An 18,205-nucleotide genomic window follows, 5' to 3' on the forward strand; every position below is an offset into this window, starting at 1 on the left:
CTCCCGCCGACGCCGCGTGATCGCCATGACCAGCCATGACACCCTACCTAGGCGCGGCCCAGCCGGAGGCACGTCCGCGCTCCCGTCCAGTGTGCGTTCAGGGCAATGCCGGGGACCCGGCACCCGCGTGGGGCTCCTAGGTGGCCTGCAGGGTCAGCGGCGGCCCCGGGTCGGGTGAGAGCGGGACGTTCTCCCGCTGCATCAGCCAGCCGGCGATGTTGTGGAACAGCGGGGCTGCCGAGTGGCCGGGCGTACCGTCCGCGTTGCGCTCGGGGTTGTCCATCATGATGCCGATCACGTAGCGGGGATTGTCGACGGTGGCCATCCCGGCGAAGGTGATCCAGTAGACGTTGTCGAAGTAGCAGCCGCAGCCCGGGTTGATCTGCTGGGCGGTGCCCGTCTTGCCGGCCATCTGGTAACCGGGCACCGCCGCCGCGGTACCGGTGCCCTGTTGGTAGCCCATCGGGTCGCGTTGCACGACGGCTCGCAGCATTTGGCGCACCGTCTGCGCGGTCTGTGACGACACCACCCGAACGCCCTCGGGGCGCGCTTCTTCGGTCCGGCTGCCGTCGGGGGCGACGGTGGCTTTGATGATTCGCGGCGGCATCCGCACCCCGTCGTTGGCGATCGTCTGGTACATGTCCGTCATCTGCAGCAGAGTCATCGAAAGACCTTGGCCGATAGGCAGGTTGGAGAAGGTGCTGCCCGACCACTGGTCGATGGGCGGCACCAGCCCGGCGCTCTCACCGGGCAGCCCCACGTTGGTGCGCTGCCCGAGCCCGAACTTGCGGACCATATCGTAAAAGCGTTCCGGGCCAACGCGTTGGGCCAGCATCAGCGTTCCGACGTTGGACGACTTCCCGAACACACCGGTGGTGGTGTAGGGCATCACGCCGTGGTCCCACGCGTCATGGATGGTGACACCACCCATGTTGATGGAGCCCGGGACCTGGAGCACCTCGTCGGGGTTGGTCAGGCCGTACTCGATGACCGAGGAGGCGGTGATGATCTTGTTCACCGAGCCCGGCTCGAACGGCGAGGACACCGACAGGTTGCCCAGTTGCCGGTCGGCCTGCCGGCCGATGTCCTGGGACGGGTCAAAGGTGTTGTCGTTGGCCATGGCCAACACTTCACCGGTCTTGGAATCCAGGACGACAGCCGAAACATTGTGCGCCCCAGATAGGTTCCTGGCTTGCTGAACCTGCTGCTGCACGTAGAACTGGATGTCGTCGTCGATGGTGAGCTGGACGGTCGAACCGTTGACCGCCTTGTGCCGGTTGCGGTAACTGCCGGGGATGACCACGCCGTCGGACCCGCGGTCGTAGGTGAGCGAACCGTCGGTTCCCGACAGCACCGAGTCCATACTGTCCTCGAGTCCGAGCAAGCCGTGACCGTCCCAGTCGATGCCGCCGACGATGTTGGCCGCCAGCGATCCGCCCGGATACTGACGCAGATCCTGTCGCTCGGAACCGACCTCGGGATACTTGTCCGAGATCGCGCTGGCGACGGCCGGGTCGACGGCACGCGCCAAATAGGCGAAGTTGTCCTCTGTTTGCAGCTTCTTCAGCACGGTCGCATAGTCCGGCCTGTTGTTCAGCCGACTGGAAACCTCTTTGGCGATGTCACGCAGCCGCTGCTGCGGATCGGGCGCCGCCGGGTTCTTCTTTTTGGCATCCTCCAATTGCTGGCGGATCTTCTTCGGCTGGAACGTCAACGCACGCGACTCGATGGTGAAGGCCAGCTGTTGGTTGTTGCGGTCAACGATGCTGCCGCGGATGGCTTTTGAGACGTCGGTGACCTTGAGCTGGCTGGCGGCCTGGGCTCGCAGTTTCGGCGCGCTGGTTACCTGTAGGACGAACAACTGCGCCCCGGCCACCAGCATCAGCACCAGGATGACTGCGTAGCCGGCTCGATGCCGAAAGACGAAAGATGCGCCGCGCGTTCCGGCCTCGACGGCTGGCCGGGTGCGTCGCTCACGTGCCGAGTGGCCCAGCGCCGCCTCCGCCCGGCCCGGGGCGGCGGATTTCTTGGCCTTACCAAATCCCTTGGACTCCTGCGCATCCCGGCCTCTTTGCGCCTTTTCCGGTTTGCGACTGCGGTTCGGCTGCCGCATCTCCCTGGCTTCTCGCGGTTTACCCGGACCGCGCGACGACCGCGACCGTCGGGTCCGGCCGTCCTCGCCGCGGCTCACCGGGCCGCGCCTGGCATGGCGGCCGCCGGTGGCGCGAACTGTAGGCCGTTATTCGGCGCGAGCACCGGTGCGGCCTGCGGCCCGGTGAGACTGGGCAGGACCGGGACACCGGCCTGGGAGCTCTGCGGCGCCATACCCGGTTGCACGGGAACTGGTATTTCCGCGGGTACGGGTGCCGCCGGTACCGCCAGCGGCAGCCCCCCGACCGGGATCGGCACTTCGGCGGGCACCGGAGCGATCGCCTGGCCTGCCTGTGCCGGCATCGGCAGGCCAGGAGTCGGCAACCCCTGCGCCGGCAACCCCTGCGCCGGCAGCCCTTGAGTGGGCAGCCCTTGAGTGGGCAGCCCTGGCGCGGGCACCCCCGGGAATTGCCCGGCGAACGGCCCACCGGGTGCACCGGGCACCGGGGGCGCGGCCGGCGGCAGGTGCTGGCCTCCTACCGTCGTCGAGCCATCCGGAGCGCGTAGTAGCGCCTCGGGCCCACCGGGCCGGCCCGGCACCAGAACAGCACCCAGATCCGGTTGCACTCGAACCGGGACTTCCGGCGGCAACGCCGCCGGCTTCGGGGGCGCCGCAGGGCCTTCATCGGGCAGCTTGGTGTTCAGCGGCGGCGGCGGAACGCCATCGGCCGGCTTGGGCGTACCGACGACCACCCAGTTACCGGACGGATCCTGGATCAGGTGCGCGGTGTCCCGCGTCGGGATCATGCCCTGCTTGCGGGCCGCCTCGGCCAGCGCCGGCGCGGCCTCCGCCTCGCGCACATCGCGTTCCAGCGCCTCCTTCTGCTGCTGCAGCATTCGGGTCTTCTCGCGAGCGTGGCTCAACTGGTAGGAGCGCTCGGCGGAGTCGGTGGACAACCACAGCGTCAGTGCCAGCCCAAGTCCGAGCGCACCGATGATCAGCACGACGAACGGAACCTTGGCCAGCAGTGTCTGCGGGCGCAGGTCGATCGAGGACAACCGGATGGCTATCCGCTCAGTCAGCCGAGGCCGAATAACTTTGGGCGCCTTGGCCTTCCGCGCTTTGGCACGCGCCTTGGCCTGGCCGCTGTTCTTGGGGCGTGCCGATCGCTCGACCGGGCGCGCATTAGGACTGGTCTGCGGTCCCGATTTCGCTGCCCGCGCCTCGCGGCCGGTCGTCGAGCCCTTCGTCGGCCGGGTGCGACGCGCCGTCGAGTCCGCCGCGCTGCGCCTGGCCTTACGGGCAGCAACGTCACGCCCGCCGCGACGGTCACTGCCGCCCCGGCGCTTTGGCGTCTCGCGCTTGGCTTTCGCTCTCATGAGTCGCCCCTCTTGGTCACGCGCCGCTGTGCTTGTCCCTCGTGTTCCAGCCGTTGCAAGGCCCGTAGTCGCACGGCGGCACTGCGAGGGTTACGTTCGATTTCGTCTTCATCGGCACGCTCGGCACCGCGGGTCAGCGACCGGAATCGGGGGCCGCGGCCGGGCAGCTCGAAAGGGAGATCCACCGGCGTGCCGGAGGCGACCGCGTCGGCGAACACACGTTTGACGATCCGGTCTTCCAGCGATTGGTAGGCCATCACCGCGATGCGCCCGGCGACGGTCAGGGCGTCCATCGCGGCCGGAATGGCGCTGCGCAGCGAGCCCAGCTCGTCGTTGACCGCGATCCGCAGCGCCTGGAAGGTGCGCTTGGCCGGATGCCCGCCGGTACGCCGGGCCGGAGCCGGAATCGCCTGGTAGAGCAGAGCCACCAACTCGGCCGTCGAACGCAGCGGCGTGCGGGCTCGCTGGCGGACGATGTGAGTGGCGATGCGGCGGGCGAACCGCTCCTCGCCGTAACGGTGCAGGATGTTCGCCAGCTCGGCCTCGTCGTAGGTGTTGACGATGTCGGCCGCGGTGAGCGGCGACGACGGATCCATCCGCATGTCCAGCGGCGCGTCCTGGGCATAGGCGAAGCCCCGCTCGGCGCGGTCTAGTTGCATCGAAGAAACACCCAGATCGAACAGCGCCCCATCGATTGATTCGTTTGCGGCATAACCGGACTCAGCTAGGGCATCCTGGATGCCGTCATACCGTGTATGCACCAGCGTGATTCGGTCGGCGAATGGCGCCAGCCGGGCGCCGGCGATGTCCAGGGCGCTGGGATCGCGGTCGAGCCCGATCAGCCGCAGGCCCGGCAATTCGGTCAAGAAGCGTTCCGCGTGCCCGCCCGCGCCGAGGGTGGCATCGACGAGTACGGCGCCGGATCCGTCGGCGTACTGGCGGGTCAGTGCCGGGGTGAGCAGTTCGACGCAGCGCTCCAGCAGCACAGGCACATGCCCGAAGCCATTCGGCCCGAGATCATTTGGCTTGTCAGCCACCGCAACACCTCCCCGGGTCTCGAGGGACACGTCGGAACGAGGGACGGCCCTGAGGAAGGCCGCCCCTGCACCGAGGTCCCTGTCCGAAGCTACGAACCTGGCGTTGGGGAAGTACGCCAGGGTCGGTTCGGGCAGAGGCCACGATGCACGGGCATGCGCCTCAGATGATGTCGCCGAGTGCTTCATCGCTGGCCGCGGAGAAGTTCTCTTCGTGCGTCTGCTGGTAGTCCTGCCAGGCTTGGGCATCCCAAATTTCGAGGTAGTCGACCGCTCCGATCACCACGCAGTCCTTGGATAGGTCCGCGTAGCGACGGTGATCGGCCGACAAGGTGATGCGGCCCTGGGCATCGGGATGCTGCTCATCGGTTCCGGCGGCCAGATTACGCAGGAACGCCCTGGCTTCCGGGTTGCTTCGAGACGTCTTGCTGGCCCGGCGGGCCAGCTGCTCGAATTCCGCCCGCGGGTAGACGGCGAGGCTGTGATCTTGGCTCTTGGTGACCATCAACCCCCCTGCCAGCGCGTCGCGGAACTTGGCGGGCAACGTCAGTCGCCCTTTGTCATCGAGTTTGGGCGTGTAGGTGCCGAGAAACACCTGCTCACCTCCTGCGGAGACCGGCTCGCGCCTCGCCCAAACACTTCAGCCACCATACCCCACAGTCCCCCACTTTGCCCCATAAAAGAGGTGTCGTCGGGGTGTTTCGCAGATCGTTTGCCACCCGACGTCGCCCAGCGCCCGCACACCGCCATCTCGGGACCCGCACCTAGCACTAAGAAACCGCATTTCAGGACCCTAAAGTCGGTACGTGGGGGGAAGTGGGGCATCCCGGTGGGGCGCAGTGGGGCTCAGATTGGCCACGATCGGGCCTCGAATCGGGCTCCAGCACAAAAATAAGGGGCAGCCGTTCCGGCTACCCCTTATGGTCTGTGTCTTTAGTAGTTCTGACTATTCGTCGAAGCGGCGGCGGAAGCGGTCTTCCATGCGGCTGGTGAACGAGCCGCCACCCTTGTTGCGACGTTGGCGCGTTCCCGGCGCCGGGCCGGAATGGTCTGTCCTGCCGGCCATTCGGGGACCAGTGATGGCGAACACCACTCCACCGAACATCGCGATGAACCCAACGACGCTGAGAACCGGGAAGCTGCCGATCATCGTGGCCTTGAACGCCACACCGGAAACCAGCATCGCCAGTCCGATGACAAACAGCGCTGCACCCTGCAGACGACGACGAGCGGTCGGCGCGCGGAACCCCCCACCACGGACACTCGACGCGAACTTCGGGTCCTCGGCGTAGAGGGCGCTCTCAATCTGGTCGAGCATCCGCTGCTCATGGTCGGAGAGTGGCATACGTCCCTCCTTGCCGACAGTCTGACACGTAACTATCGATAGCACGCGGATGCCCATTGTATGGGCAACTAAGTCAAATGATACGAGGTCAATCTGACCCGTACCACTGGTTCGACCGCGATTCTATCTCCGTTGCTTCCCGACGATCATCGGGCCGTAACGACGATGCGTTACAACACCCTTGCCGAAACGTGCGCGGTCGCCGGCCGGTTGCCGCCACCGCCCGTCACCCGATCCGCCTCGGACCCGATAATGGCGATACGGGCGCCGCGCCGGCGCACCGCTGAAGCCGATAGGCGCACGAGGCCCGGATCACTGGGACGAGGAGGACACCGCGAGTTGGCGATATTCCTCATCGATATGCCTCCGAAAGATATGGAGCGCCGCCTCTCCGACGCCCTGGGCGTGTACGTCGACGCGATGCGGTACCCACGAGGCACCGAGCACCAGCGCGCCGCCATGTGGCTCGAGCACATCCGCCGACGTGGCTGGCAGGCGGCTGCCGCGGTAGAGGCGGACGCGCTCGAAGGCGACGGCGTGCCGTCGGCTTCGGAGCTGAGCGATGCACCGCTGCTCGGCGTGGCCTACGGCTACCCCGGCGCGCCCGGCCAGTGGTGGCAGCAACAGGTTGTCTTGGGTTTGCAACGCGGCGGCCTGCCACCGACGGAGATCGCGCAGCTGATGAAGAGCTATTTCGAGCTGACCGAACTGCACATTCATCCGCGCGCCCAAGGCCGCGGCGTCGGCGAGGCGCTGGCCCGCCGGCTGCTCGCCGGTCGTTGCGAGAGCAACGTCCTGCTGTCCACGCCCGAAACCACGGGCGAGGCCAATCGCGCGTGGCGGTTGTACCGGCGACTGGGCTTCACCGACGTCATCCGCCGTTACCACTTCGCCGGTGACCCACGGGCATTCGCGATCCTGGGCCGCCCCCTGCCGCTCTAGCCGACTGACGACACCGGTGGTCGCCGACGTACCCGCCGGACTCGCGAGCGGACGACGTGCCGTGGCGACACCCCGGATCTGGCACGATTACCTGGTGCGCGCCAGCTCTCCCCCACGCCGAGCCCGAGGGTTCACCGCCCGCAGGAGCCGCGTGCTAGCGATCGTCATGCTGCTCCTGCTGGTTCCCCTGGCGACCGGGTGCCTGCGGGCCAGAGCCTCGCTCACCGTTTCGCCCGACGACCTGGTATCCGGGGAGATTATCGCGGCGGCCAAGCCGAAGACGTCTAAGGACACCGGCCCGCAGCTCGAGACCAACAACCTGGCGTTCAACCAGAAAGTCGCGGTGTCCAATTACGACAGCGACGGCTACGTCGGATCGCAGGCGGTGTTCTCCGATCTGACGTTCGCCGAGTTGCCGCAGCTGGCCAACATGAACCCCGACGCGACCGGCGTAAATCTGTCGCTGCGCCGCAACGGCAACGTGGTGATCCTGGAAGGGCGGGCGGATCTGACGTCGCTGACCGACCCGGATGCCGACGTCGAGCTGACCGTCGCCTTCCCCGGCGTCGTGACCTCGACCAACGGTGACCGCGTCGACCCCGACGCGGTGTCGTGGAAGCTCAAGCCAGGCGTGGTGAGCACGATGACCGCCCAGGCCCGCTACACAGATCCCAACACCCGTTCCTTCACCGGCGCGGGCGTCTGGCTCGGCATCGCGTCGTTTGCGGCGGCCGGCGTGGTCGCGCTGCTGGCGTGGATGAGCCGGGACCGCTCCGAGCGATTCACCACACCCCGCAATCAGCCGCCCAGCTAGACGCGCTGGGCCGGCGACCAGTAGTCGATCATCTCGGCGAAGGTGGCAAAGGCCGGTCCGGAAAGACCGTAAGTCGCCTCCAGGTGGATGCTCAGCGGAAAGCCGAGCTCGGCGACGCCGTCCACCACCCGCTTGTACAGGTCGAGCATCAACTGCCGCTTCTCGGGCGGTTCGCTGCCGGCCAGCTTTTTGACGAACTCCTGCTCGGCGGCCACCGCGGCGTTGCCCGGATCCTGGATGAGCCAGTTGATCAGGCCGGTGTTGGTTTCCATCTTCGGTACGAACCCGAACGACAACAGGATCTCGGGACGATGATCGGTGGTCTTGGCGAAGTCGGTCAAAAAGCCGACGATCGCGTCGGAGTACAGCAACTGGGTCATGCCGTAGGTGGCGCCCTGGTCGCATTTGAAGTTGAAGCGGTCGTGTTCGCCCTCGCGGGTGGGGATCAGGATCACGCCGCGGTTGGGTACCAGGTCGCGATAGATCGACAGGGCGTCGGTCGGTGCAACGCCGGAGCCCTCGCCGTCGCTCATCGTGCGCGGAACGCCGACGAACACCACACCTTCCATGCCGTCGTCGATCAGGCGAGTGAGCCGCTGGCGCAGCGACGGCTCATCCATGAAGGCGGTCACCTGCGTGCACAGGCCGCTGATGCCCGGCAATTCAGGCTTGATGACGGACCAGAAGTCCAGCACGTCGAACTTGGGCTTCATCGGCACCGGACGGTCGTCGTCCTCGGCGATGATGCCCGGAATCATCACGTGACGGATGCGGCCACCCAGACCGGATTCCGCCGAGAACCGCACTACCTTGTGCGCCTCGTCAAGTGCCCGCTCCCGACCCTCGTCCACATTCGGTGGCACTAGCTCCAGCGCCACGGTGTTGAGAGTCACGCGGCTCCTCTCCCTCGGACGATTTGCACCTCGCCAGCATAGGGGCGCGGGGTTACCGCCCGCCCTGGCGGGCTGCCGAGCAAATCGAGGAACCCGAGTCACGCCGGCACCCGGGTCATGTGCAAACAGCCACCGCCGTAGCAGCGAATACACTGTTCGGGCCTAGAGAACACCAGGGCATGCCGAGGAAGAAAGGGGCGCCGCGCTGAGCCTAGAAACCCCAGCGGCCGCAGCAACCGTCGAGTTGACCGGCGCGGTTGCCGAGCAACTTCGCCGGTACTTGCATCAGCGGCGGGGCGAGACCGCTTACATCGGCGGCGACTACGCCGCATTGATCTCCGCACTCGAAGACTTTGTGCTGGGTGGGGGTAAACGGCTGCGGCCCGCCTTCGCGTATTGGGGATGGCGTGCGGTGGCCGACGCGGAGCCCGACGCGCAAGTGCTGCTGCTGTTTTCCGCGCTGGAGCTGCTGCAGGCCTGCGCGCTGGTGCATGACGACGTCATCGACGACTCCTCCACCCGCCGCGGCAAACCGACGGTTCACGTCCGCTTCGCCGCGCTGCACCGCGACCGGGATTGGCAGGGCTGTCCGGACCGGTTCGGGGTTTCGGCGGCCATCCTGCTCGGTGACCTGGCCCTGGCCTGGGCCGACGACATCGTATTCGGGGCGGACCTGGCACCCGAGGCGCAGCGACGGGTCCAGCGCGTCTGGGCCGATATCCGCACCGAGGTGCTCGGTGGGCAGTACCTCGACATCGTCGCTGAGGCCAGCGCCGCCGAGTCGATCGCGTCGGCGATGACCGTCGACACCTACAAGACCGCCTGCTACACCGTGACCCGACCGCTGCAGCTCGGGGCGGCCGCCGCCGCCGACCGCCCGGATGTGCAAGACGTGTTCGGTCAGCTCGGCACCGACCTCGGGGTGGTGTTCCAGTTGCGTGACGACGTGCTGGGCGTGTTCGGGGATCCTGCGGTGACGGGCAAGCCATCCGGTGATGATTTGCGCTCCGGCAAGCGCACCGTGCTGCTGGCCGAGGCCATAGAGTTGGCGGATAGGTCAGATCCGTTGGCGGCCAACCTGTTACGCAGCTCGATCGGCGCGCCGTTGACCGACGCGCAAGTGGACGAACTGCGCGACGTCATCGAGTCGGTGGGCGCGCTGGCCGCCGTCGAGCGGCGCATCGCCACGCTGAACGAGCGGGCGCTGGCCGCGCTGGCGGCCGCAAACATCAGCACGCCGGCCAAGGCGGGGATCTCCGAACTGGCCAGGATGGCCACCAACCGGTCCGCCTGAGCCATGGCCATACCGATATCCGCGGACAGCTCGTCGACAGCGAGACGGTCTGTTGCCCAACGTCTTTCGGAGGTGAAGGCGTTCGCCTCCACGCCGGACGCTCGCCCGGCCAAGCTGGGCTTCCTGGGTTCGGTGCTGATCACCGTCGGCGGTCTCGGTGCCGGAAGCACCAAGCCGCACGACCCCGTGCTGGAGTCAATCCACATGTCCTGGCTGCGTTTTGGCCACGGGCTGGTGCTGTCGTCGATTCTGTTGTGGGCGGGTGTGGCGCTAATGCTCGTCGCATGGCTGGCGCTGGGTCGCCGCGTCGTCACCGGCGAAACCACCGAATTCATGATGCGAGCCACCACCGGCTTCTGGTTGGCGCCGTTGCTGCTGTCCGTGCCGGTGTTCAGCCGCGACACCTATTCCTACCTGGCCCAGGGCGCGCTGCTGCGCGACGGCTTCGACCCCTATGCCGTGGGCCCGGTGGCTAACCCGAATGTGTTGCTGGACAACGTAAGCCCCATTTGGACGATCACCACCGCGCCGTATGGCCCGGTATTCATTCTGATTGCGAAGCTCGTCACGATGGTGGTCGGCAACCATGTGATCGCCGGGACCATGCTGCTGCGGTTGTGCATGCTGCCCGGATTGGCGCTGTTGATCTGGGCCGCTCCCCGACTGGCTCATCACATCGGCACCAGTGGCGCCACGGCATTGTGGATCTGCGTGCTGAACCCGCTGGTGCTGATCCATCTGATGGGTGGAGTGCACAACGAGATGCTGATGGTGGGTCTGATGACCGCCGGCATCGCGTTGACCTTCGCACGCCGCCACGCCCTGGGCGTCACCCTGGTCACGGTCGCGGTCGCGGTCAAGGCGACCGCCGGGTTGTCGTTGCCGTTTCTGGTCTGGGTGTGGATGCGACATCTGCGTGACCAACGCGGATACCGCCCGGCCCGCGCGTTCGCGACGGCCACTGTGATGGGCCTGCTGATCTTCGTCGTGGTGTTTGCCATCTTGTCCGTGGCCGCCGGCGTCGGCCTGGGCTGGCTGACCGCGCTGGCGGGATCGGTCAAGATCATCAACTGGCTGACCGTGCCGACCGCGGCGGCGAACGTGATTCACTTCCTGTTCAACGGCCTTGTCCCGGTCGACTTCTACGCCACGCTGCGGATCACCCGCTACATCGGAATCGCGGTCATCGCGGTGTCACTGCCGCTGTTGTGGTGGCGATTCCGGCGCGACGATCGGGGCGCGCTGACCGGGATGGCGTGGTCGATGCTGATCGTGGTGCTGTTCGTGCCGGCCGCCCTGCCGTGGTACTACTCCTGGCCACTGGCGGTGGCTTCTCCGCTAGCCCAGTCACGACGGGCGATCGCCGTCATCGGCGCGCTATCGACCTGGGCCATGGTGATTTTCAAGCCAGACGGATCGCACGGCATGTATTCGTGGCTGCACTTTTCGATGGCCACGACGGCCGCGCTGGTCGCCTGGTACTCGCTGTACCGGGCCCCGGAACCGGAGGTTCGGCGGGCCGAAGAGCCGCTGGCGGCCTAGTACGCCATGGCCTGAGCCCGGCGTACCACCTCACGCGCCTGGTGGGCATGCAACGCGTCGACCGGACGGGCGTTATTGAGCGCATCCCTGCTGCCGTCGCGGGTCACCGTCAGCGACGCGTCCGGGGTGAACAGCCAGCGCACGATCTCGGTTTCGTGGTAGCCGCCGTCGTGCAGGATGGTCAACAAACCCGGCAGGCTTTTGACGATCTCACCGGAATTGGTGAAAAACACCTGCGGTATCACCACACCCCCGGCTCGGCGCACCGCAAGCAGATGACCTTCTCGCAACTGCTGCTGCACCTTGCTCACCGGCACGCCGAGCAATTCGGCGACCCGGGCCAGGTCATAGATTGGCTCGTCGGGATCCAACAGATCATCGCCGGCCGGAATACTGCCCACCGCGCAAGTGTAGGCCGTGGCGCCCGGGTGCGTAGGCACGTTGAGCTTATGTTGCATCGCCAATCGCAAGCCCGCACCTACGATGGCCCGGTGACCAGACCCGGGACGACAGACCCGTTGGACGGCACGTTGCTGGACGGCCGCTATCTGGTCCAGGGCAAGATCGCCAGCGGCGGCACCTCGACGGTGTACCGCGGCCTCGACGTCCGGCTTGACCGGCCGGTGGCGCTGAAGGTGATGGACTCCCGTTATGCCGGCGACAGTCAGTTCCTGACCCGCTTCCAGCTCGAGGCCCGTACGGTCGCCCGACTGAAGAACCCGGGGCTGGTCGCGGTCTACGACCAGGGCCGGGACGGTCGCCATCCGTTTTTGGTGATGGAGCTCATCGAGGGCGGCACCCTGCGCGAGCTGCTGGCAGAACGTGGCCCGATGCCCCCGCATGCCGTGGTGGCTGTGCTGCGCCCGGTGCTGGGCGGGCTGTCCGCCGCGCATCGCGCCGGGCTGGTGCATCGCGACGTCAAACCGGAAAACGTGCTGATTTCCGACGACGGCGAGGTCAAAATCGCCGATTTCGGGTTGGTGCGTGCGGTCGCGGCGGCCGGAATCACGTCAACCAGTGTCATTTTGGGCACCGTGGCCTATCTGTCACCCGAGCAGGTGCGGGACGGAAACGCCGGTCCGCGCAGCGATGTCTACTCCGCGGGGATCCTCACCTACGAACTGCTGACCGGCGGTACACCGTTCAGCGGCGACTCCCCGCTATCGATCGCCTACCAGCGATTGGATCACGACGTGCCGTGTCCAAGCAGCCTAATCGAAGGTGTGCCAACGCAATTCGACGATTTCGTGTCGTGCGCAACTGGCCGTGACCCCGCGCAGCGGTACGCCGACGCGATCGAGATGCTCGCCGACGTCGACGCGATCGCCGAGGAACTGGGACTGCCCGACTTCCGGGTCCCGGCGCCGCGCAACTCCGCCCAGCATCGCTCGGCGGCACTGCAGCGCAGCCGGATGACTGAGCAGCGGTCCGCCGCGCCGCCCCCACCGGCCCCGGTCCATCAGCCCACCCGCCAGCTGGCGCGCGGCCCCGAGGACTGGGCTCAGGCGGCTCCCGACACCGAGACCGACGAACCCGACGAACCCGACGACTACGAATACGGTCCGGCCTCAGGCGAATTCGCCGGCATCGCGATCACTGAATTCGCCCTCGCGCGTCAGCAAAACCGCCGCATGGTGCTGATCTGGGTGGCACTCATACTGGCACTCACCGGTCTGGTCGCGACGGCAGCGTGGACAGTCGGCAGCAATCTGACCGGCCTGCTGTGAAGTAGGCCTTACTATGCGCGGCTATGACAAGACGACACTGCAGGCGATCGCGGATGATGCGCGAGTGGATCCGGCGATGCTCCTGTATCTCTTCGGCTCGAAGGCTGCTTGTTTCGCGAGTCGATGAAATTGGTGCTGCCGTCTGACCTGCTGACGACTGAGCTCGCCGAGAAAGACGACGACTTGGGCTGCCGCGTGGTGCGGGAACGTCACGTTCGCGACACGAATCTTAATAAATTCTCACAGTTCTCTTATTTTTCTTAATTTTGGGGTAGCGTGCTGATGCATGGGTTCGACAACGCATCGCGCCGACTCGCCGAGCCGGCTCGGCGAGCACGCAGTAGTCCTGGGTGCCGGAATCGCGGGTTTGCTTGCCGCCCGCGTGCTTTCGGAGTTCTACGATTCGGTCAGCGTGGTCGAACGCGACAGGTTGCCTGACTATCCGTGTCATCGGCGGGGCCTCCCCCAAGGGCGCCATGCGCACAACTTCTACAGCCGCGGCCTGCAGGTACTGGGTGAATTGTTTCCCGGACTGCTGGACGACCTGGCCAGAGCCGGGGCGGTCGTTGTCGACGACGGTGACCTGTCGCACTTCTACGTACGCCTCGGGCGTTACGAGCTGAAAAGTGCGGGCACATTCGCCGATCCGGCCGCGCTGACGCTGCACATGGCGAGCAGGCCGTTCATGGAGTATCAGCTACGCCGCCGCGTCAAGGCTCTACCCAACGTGAACATCCTCGACGGGCATGACGTCTCCGAACTCCTCACCACCGGCGATATCGTCAACGGCGTTCGAATCATTCGGCGCTACAACGGTTTTCTGACGACAATAGACGCCGACCTGGTGGTCGATGCGATGGGCCGGGCCGCACGCACCCCGGCGCTGTTGTCGAGGCTGGGCTTCCAACGGCCCACCGAGAACCGCATGACCGCGAGGTATAGCTACGCGAGCCAACAGCTGAGCATGCCCATGGGATCGATCTCCCAGCGGCTCGTGATGTTCAACCCAGGCGACGGCAGGCCGGGAGGCCTGCTACTGGCCAACGAACACGACACCTGGATGCTGGCGATCGGACAGCTGACCGAAACCGGCGAACCGCCAACCGATTACGACGCGATGCTCGCGCTGGCCGCGCCCTTCCTGCCCGCAGACTTGATGGACGGACTACGCCAGGCACACCCCATCGGGGAAGCCGTGACATATCAGCACACCGCCGCCGTGTGGCGCCGCTACGACCAGTTGTCTCGATTCCCATCGGGTTTGGTGGTTCTCGGTGACGCATTGTGCGCCCCCGACCCGACCTACGGCCAGGGCATGACAATCGCCGCGCTGGAAGCGCTGACTCTGCGCGATTGTCTGCTGTCTGGCGATGCCGCACTGGCACAACGCTATTTCGGTGCAACGGCGCGCTACATCGGCGCGATGTGGGCGGCAAATAGAGCCAGGTCGCGGGCCACTTCCCCGGTTCGCGACCGGAGTTCGGGGCGGGCGCGGCTGCAAGGCTGGGTGACTAGAGCGGCACTGAACGCCGCCGCGCACGACGCTGTGTTGACCGAACGCTTCTTTCGGGTCTCAAACTTCATCGACCCGCCGTCGCGGCTCCAGGATCCCGCCCTACTACCACGCATCGTCTGGGGAAACCTGCGGGCCCGATTTTCGCGGGCACGGCCGCTGGCTCAGCCAGACCCTTCGTCGCCGACAGACACCACCATCGACCCTCGGCGGATAAAAATGGCGGCGCCGCGATGAACAGTGACCGCAGTACGGACGAGGATGCGATCCGCAATCTGGTTGACCGTCAGGCAAGTGCCTGGGCCGCAGCAGATCCGGAGGCGTATTCCGGCGTATTCAGTTCCGATGCCGACTACGTGACCTTTTTGGGCAGCTACTACAAAGGGCGCAAAACGATCGCCGCGTCCTACGTTCCTCTGTTCAAGAAGCTTCTCCGGGGATCCAAACTTGAGATCGAGATCCTTCAGATGCGGTTTCTGACCCCCGACGTCGCGCTGGTCATGTCGAACGCCGCCGTCAAACGAAGACGGGCTCGTCGCAACACGCGGGTGAACACCAGCGTCGCCGTGCGAGTCGAGGGCCAGTGACTGTTCGCCGCATCTCAAAACACCACGCATCGGCGATTCGCCGAAACCGTGATGCGCCGGTGGGCGAGCTAGTCGCGCAGCATCTCGGCGACCAGGAACGCCAGCTCCAGCGACTGCTGGGTGTTCAGCCGCGGGTCGCACGCGGTCTCGTAGCGGCCGGCCAGGTCGTGGTCCGAAATGTCTTGCGCGCCACCCAAACACTCCGTCACATTCTCGCCCGTGATCTCGACGTGGATGCCACCCGGATGGGTGCCCAGCGCGCGATGCACCTCGAAGAAGCCCTGCACCTCGTCGACGATGCGGTCGAAGTGGCGGGTCTTGTACCCGGTGGACGACTCGTGGGTGTTGCCGTGCATCGGGTCGCACTGCCAGATCACCGGGTGACCGGTGGCCTGCACCTTCTCGATGATCGGCGGCAGCAGGTCGCGAACCTTGTTGTTGCCCATCCGGCTGACCAGCGTGAGCCGGCCCGGCTTGTTGTGCGGGTCGAGGCGCTCGACGTACTCCATCGCCAGCTCGGGCGTCATCGTCGGGCCGAGTTTGACGCCGATCGGATTCGCGATCACCTCAGCGAACGCGATGTGCGCGCCGTCGAGTTGCCTGGTCCGCTCGCCGATCCACACGGTGTGCGCCGACAGGTCGTACAGCTGCGGCTCGCCGCCTTCACTTTCCGACAGCCGCAGCATCGCGCGCTCGTAGTCGAGCACCAGAGCCTCGTGGCTGGCGTAGATCTCGGCGGTTTGCAGATTGGGGTCGACCACGCCGCAGGCGTTCATGAACCGCAACCCGCGGTCGATCTCGGTGGCCAGCGCCTCGTAACGGGCACCGGCGGGCGAGGTCCGGACGAATTCCCGGTTCCAGTCGTGGACCAGGTGCAGCGAAGCCAGCCCCGACGAGGTCAGCGCGCGCATCAGGTTCATCGCCGCGCTGGCGTTGGCGTAGGCGCGCACCAACCGCGACGGGTCGTGCTCACGCGCGGCCCCATCCGGGGCGAAGCCGTTGATCATGTCGCCGCGGTAGGACTTCAGGCCAAGCGCGTCGATATCAGCCGATCGGGGCTTGGCGTACTGACCGGCAATGCGGGCAACCTTGACCACCGGCAGGCTGGCGCCGTAGGTCAGCACTACCGCCATCTGCAGCAGGGTGCGCACGTTGCCGCGGATGTGGGGTTCGGTGTTGTCGACGAACGTCTCGGCGCAGTCGCCGCCCTGCAGCAGAAAGGCCTCGCCCTTGGCGACCTGGGCGAGTTGCTCCTGCAGCCGGACGATTTCGGACGGTACCGTCACCGGCGGGACGCTTTCCAGGACCGTGCGCATCGCCGCGGCCTGGTCGTCGGGCCACGCCGGTTGCTGGGCGGCGGGCTTAGTCAGGGCAGCGTCCAGCCGGGTCCGCAGATCGGCGGGCAGCGGCGGCAGCGAGGGCAGCTGGTCGATCGGTATGTCGACGGTCCAGTTCATCGGTCCATGATATCTGTGGCCAGCCAGGGCTAATGCCATTGCGCACGCGCTCTAACCGGGGCCCCGGCTCGGCCGGGGGCTGCTTAACGGGTCGCTCGCGCGCCCGCATCGTCGCCGGACACTATCAGCCGGTACCGGCGCAACTGATCGCGGGCATCGACCAGTGCATCGTGCACGTCGCGGTGCCGCGGCGGCAACCGGGGCGACCCCCGGTCCTCCCACAGCTGGCGCAGCTCCCGGGTGTAGCGGGGTATCGCTTTCGGCAGGCCCGGCATCGGACCCCACAGCTGGCACAACGCCACGTGATCGTAGGCCCCCACCCAGGCCCACAGCTCGATCGGCTCGGCGCCCGACACACCGAAAAACTCTTCCAGGTCGTGACGAATCTGCTTGCGTGAGCGCCACAACTGCGAGGCCGGTGGCGGCAGCTTGGGCAGCACGTTGGCGCGCACCCAGGCGCCGGCGCGCCCGGGATCGAATTCCGTGGACACGGCGTAATACTCGCGGCCGTCTTCGGCGGCCACCCCGATCGAGATCAGCTCGATGGTGCGGCCGTCCTCGATGAATTCGGTGTCGTAGAAATACCGCACGCAGAAAGCCTAGGGGGCGAGGTATCTGCCGACCAGGATGGGCTCGGTTCCCTCCGGTGGCGGCGCGGGATGTACGTCCTGGTCAAGCTGAGCATCGACCATCCGATCGTCGGGCAGGCGCGGCGTGCCGGCGATCGCGCACTGCAACCACAGCTTGGCCCGCACGACGGGCCGGCGCCATTTGCGTTCCCGCTGTAACGCGCGCCGCATCTTGTCCGGCTGGGCGGTGTATCGCCAGCGCGCCCACGGGGCGTGCGGGCGCGACAGCCGAATCGCGCCGATAACCAGCAACACGACGAGGAACATCCCGAGCAGACCGGTCCACACCTTGCCCTTGAGCAGCACCACCACCGCTAGCGGCAGCGTCATCACCATCGCGCCGATCACCGCGACGCGCCATGCGAACGTATCCGTGCCATGGGTGAACGGGAAGAAAAACATCAACGGGTGCAGCCCCATGATCAGCAATCCGGCCACCGCCACAGCGGCGAACACCGCGTCCACCGAACTGCGACCGTCCTCTTCCCAGTAGACGTCGGACAGGTGCAGGATCAACGCGTATTCGTCGAGCACCAACGCCGCACCGATGCCGAAAAATATTGCGGATACTGTGTTTTCGGGTTCTTGCCCGTTGTCCGACAGCGTCACCAACGTCAGCCCGGAGATCATCACCAGAACCACCCCAAACGTCACGTGGTGGATGTGCAGTCCGCCGATGTGGACATTGCGCGGTTGCCACCATCGGGCGGGAAGGCCGGAGTCGACACGGTGGCGGATGAAGCGGACGAAAGTTCGTGTGACGAAAAAGGTCAGGATGAAGGCGACCAGGCAGCACAGCAGGGGAAGCCGGCCCCCGTGAACGATGTCATGCGAGAACCAGTGGGCCACTCTGTGCACGAACCACTGGAACACGTTTTGCAACCTACGCCCGCGCATCCCCACGGCGCGGGAGCCGCGCTGCGGAACATGACAGCCATGGACACCGATTACGCTGTT

General features: G+C 66.4%; 17 protein-coding genes and 1 pseudogene. 8 read left to right on the top strand and 10 right to left on the bottom strand.

Annotation, left to right across the window (positions count from 1 at the left end):
• Positions 1 to 136: 136 nt before the first annotated feature.
• The 5 genes from DB708_RS07680 to DB708_RS07700 form a co-directional block, all read right to left on the bottom strand.
• Positions 137 to 2,191, bottom strand: coding sequence for a peptidoglycan D,D-transpeptidase FtsI family protein (locus DB708_RS07680; RefSeq protein ID WP_409347569.1), 2,055 nt, complete (start codon positions 2,189 to 2,191; stop codon positions 137 to 139).
• Positions 2,188 to 3,471, bottom strand: coding sequence for a hypothetical protein (locus tag DB708_RS07685; protein ID WP_108921369.1), 1,284 nt, complete (start codon positions 3,469 to 3,471; stop codon positions 2,188 to 2,190). The genes DB708_RS07680 and DB708_RS07685 overlap by 4 nt, the downstream gene beginning before the upstream one ends.
• Complete coding sequence (gene rsmH, locus DB708_RS07690) at positions 3,468 to 4,694, bottom strand: 16S rRNA (cytosine(1402)-N(4))-methyltransferase RsmH (protein WP_108921370.1); 1,227 nt, start codon at positions 4,692 to 4,694, stop codon at positions 3,468 to 3,470. Before rsmH ends, DB708_RS07685 begins: the two co-directional genes overlap by 4 nt.
• Positions 4,669 to 5,100, bottom strand: a complete 432-nt coding sequence (gene mraZ / locus DB708_RS07695) for a division/cell wall cluster transcriptional repressor MraZ (RefSeq protein WP_108921371.1) — start codon at positions 5,098 to 5,100, stop codon at positions 4,669 to 4,671. The genes rsmH and mraZ overlap by 26 nt, the downstream gene beginning before the upstream one ends.
• Positions 5,101 to 5,451: 351 nt before the next feature.
• Positions 5,452 to 5,850, bottom strand: a complete 399-nt coding sequence (locus tag DB708_RS07700; RefSeq protein WP_108921372.1) for a DUF3040 domain-containing protein — start codon at positions 5,848 to 5,850, stop codon at positions 5,452 to 5,454.
• A gap of 339 nt (positions 5,851 to 6,189) precedes the next feature.
• Between DB708_RS07700 and DB708_RS07705 the strand changes: the two genes are divergently transcribed.
• The gene (locus DB708_RS07705) at positions 6,190 to 6,792 is read left to right on the top strand and encodes a GNAT family N-acetyltransferase (protein WP_108921603.1); all 603 of its coding nucleotides are present in this window, start codon (positions 6,190 to 6,192) and stop codon (positions 6,790 to 6,792) included.
• A gap of 166 nt (positions 6,793 to 6,958) precedes the next feature.
• Entirely contained in the window at positions 6,959 to 7,606 is a 648-nt protein-coding gene (locus tag DB708_RS07710) for an LppM family (lipo)protein (RefSeq protein ID WP_165839776.1), read from the top strand.
• Here DB708_RS07710 and DB708_RS07715 read toward each other — a convergent pair.
• Positions 7,603 to 8,499 carry a mycobacterial-type methylenetetrahydrofolate reductase gene (locus tag DB708_RS07715; RefSeq protein ID WP_108921373.1) on the bottom strand — a complete coding sequence of 299 codons (897 nt, stop codon included), beginning with the start codon at positions 8,497 to 8,499 and terminating at the stop codon, positions 7,603 to 7,605. The two genes, DB708_RS07710 and DB708_RS07715, sit on opposite strands and share 4 nt — an antisense overlap.
• Before the next feature lie 244 nt (positions 8,500 to 8,743).
• Here DB708_RS07715 and idsA2 point away from each other — a divergent pair, with 244 nt between their 5' ends.
• Together idsA2 and DB708_RS07725 are read left to right on the top strand one after the other, a co-directional pair.
• On the top strand, positions 8,744 to 9,793 hold the full coding sequence (gene idsA2 / locus DB708_RS07720) for a bifunctional (2E,6E)-farnesyl/geranyl diphosphate synthase (RefSeq protein WP_108921374.1): 1,050 nt from the start codon (positions 8,744 to 8,746) through the stop codon (positions 9,791 to 9,793).
• Positions 9,794 to 9,796: 3 nt separating this feature from the next.
• On the top strand, positions 9,797 to 11,335 hold the full coding sequence (locus tag DB708_RS07725; protein WP_108921375.1) for an alpha-(1->6)-mannopyranosyltransferase A: 1,539 nt from the start codon (positions 9,797 to 9,799) through the stop codon (positions 11,333 to 11,335).
• Here the strand turns inward: DB708_RS07725 and DB708_RS07730 are convergent.
• Entirely contained in the window at positions 11,332 to 11,736 is a 405-nt protein-coding gene (locus tag DB708_RS07730; RefSeq protein WP_201263452.1) for an Rv2175c family DNA-binding protein, read from the bottom strand. The two genes, DB708_RS07725 and DB708_RS07730, sit on opposite strands and share 4 nt — an antisense overlap.
• Positions 11,737 to 11,784: 48 nt before the next feature.
• Between DB708_RS07730 and DB708_RS07735 the strand changes: the two genes are divergently transcribed.
• From DB708_RS07735 to DB708_RS07750, 4 genes and pseudogenes are all read left to right on the top strand, one after another.
• Positions 11,785 to 13,062 (top strand): protein kinase domain-containing protein, encoded by a 1,278-nt coding sequence (locus DB708_RS07735; RefSeq protein ID WP_409347570.1) that lies wholly within the window; start codon positions 11,785 to 11,787, stop codon positions 13,060 to 13,062.
• A 19-nt stretch (positions 13,063 to 13,081) separates the two neighbouring features.
• Positions 13,082 to 13,266: pseudogene (locus tag DB708_RS07740) on the top strand (helix-turn-helix domain-containing protein); the annotation flags it as partial.
• An 82-nt stretch (positions 13,267 to 13,348) separates the two neighbouring features.
• Complete coding sequence (locus tag DB708_RS07745; protein WP_235616673.1) at positions 13,349 to 14,812, top strand: FAD-dependent oxidoreductase; 1,464 nt, start codon at positions 13,349 to 13,351, stop codon at positions 14,810 to 14,812.
• A complete protein-coding gene (locus DB708_RS07750; RefSeq protein WP_235616674.1) occupies positions 14,809 to 15,162 on the top strand; it encodes an SgcJ/EcaC family oxidoreductase in 354 nt (117 codons plus the stop codon). The genes DB708_RS07745 and DB708_RS07750 overlap by 4 nt, the downstream gene beginning before the upstream one ends.
• Positions 15,163 to 15,230: 68 nt before the next feature.
• Here the strand turns inward: DB708_RS07750 and DB708_RS07755 are convergent, their stop codons facing one another.
• The 3 genes from DB708_RS07755 to DB708_RS07765 all read right to left on the bottom strand — a co-directional run bounded on the left by DB708_RS07755 (position 15,231) and on the right by DB708_RS07765 (position 18,097).
• Entirely contained in the window at positions 15,231 to 16,619 is a 1,389-nt protein-coding gene (locus tag DB708_RS07755; RefSeq protein WP_108921377.1) for a class II 3-deoxy-7-phosphoheptulonate synthase, read from the bottom strand.
• Positions 16,620 to 16,702: 83 nt separating this feature from the next.
• Positions 16,703 to 17,209: a polyadenylate-specific 3'-exoribonuclease AS gene (locus DB708_RS07760; RefSeq protein ID WP_108921378.1), complete on the bottom strand. Its 507-nt coding sequence runs from the start codon at positions 17,207 to 17,209 to the stop codon at positions 16,703 to 16,705.
• A 9-nt stretch (positions 17,210 to 17,218) separates the two neighbouring features.
• Positions 17,219 to 18,097, bottom strand: a complete 879-nt coding sequence (locus DB708_RS07765) for a hypothetical protein (RefSeq protein ID WP_235616697.1) — start codon at positions 18,095 to 18,097, stop codon at positions 17,219 to 17,221.
• Positions 18,098 to 18,205 lie beyond the last annotated feature (108 nt).

The organism is Mycobacterium montefiorense (assembly GCF_003112775.1).
Classification (GTDB): domain Bacteria; phylum Actinomycetota; class Actinomycetes; order Mycobacteriales; family Mycobacteriaceae; genus Mycobacterium; species Mycobacterium montefiorense.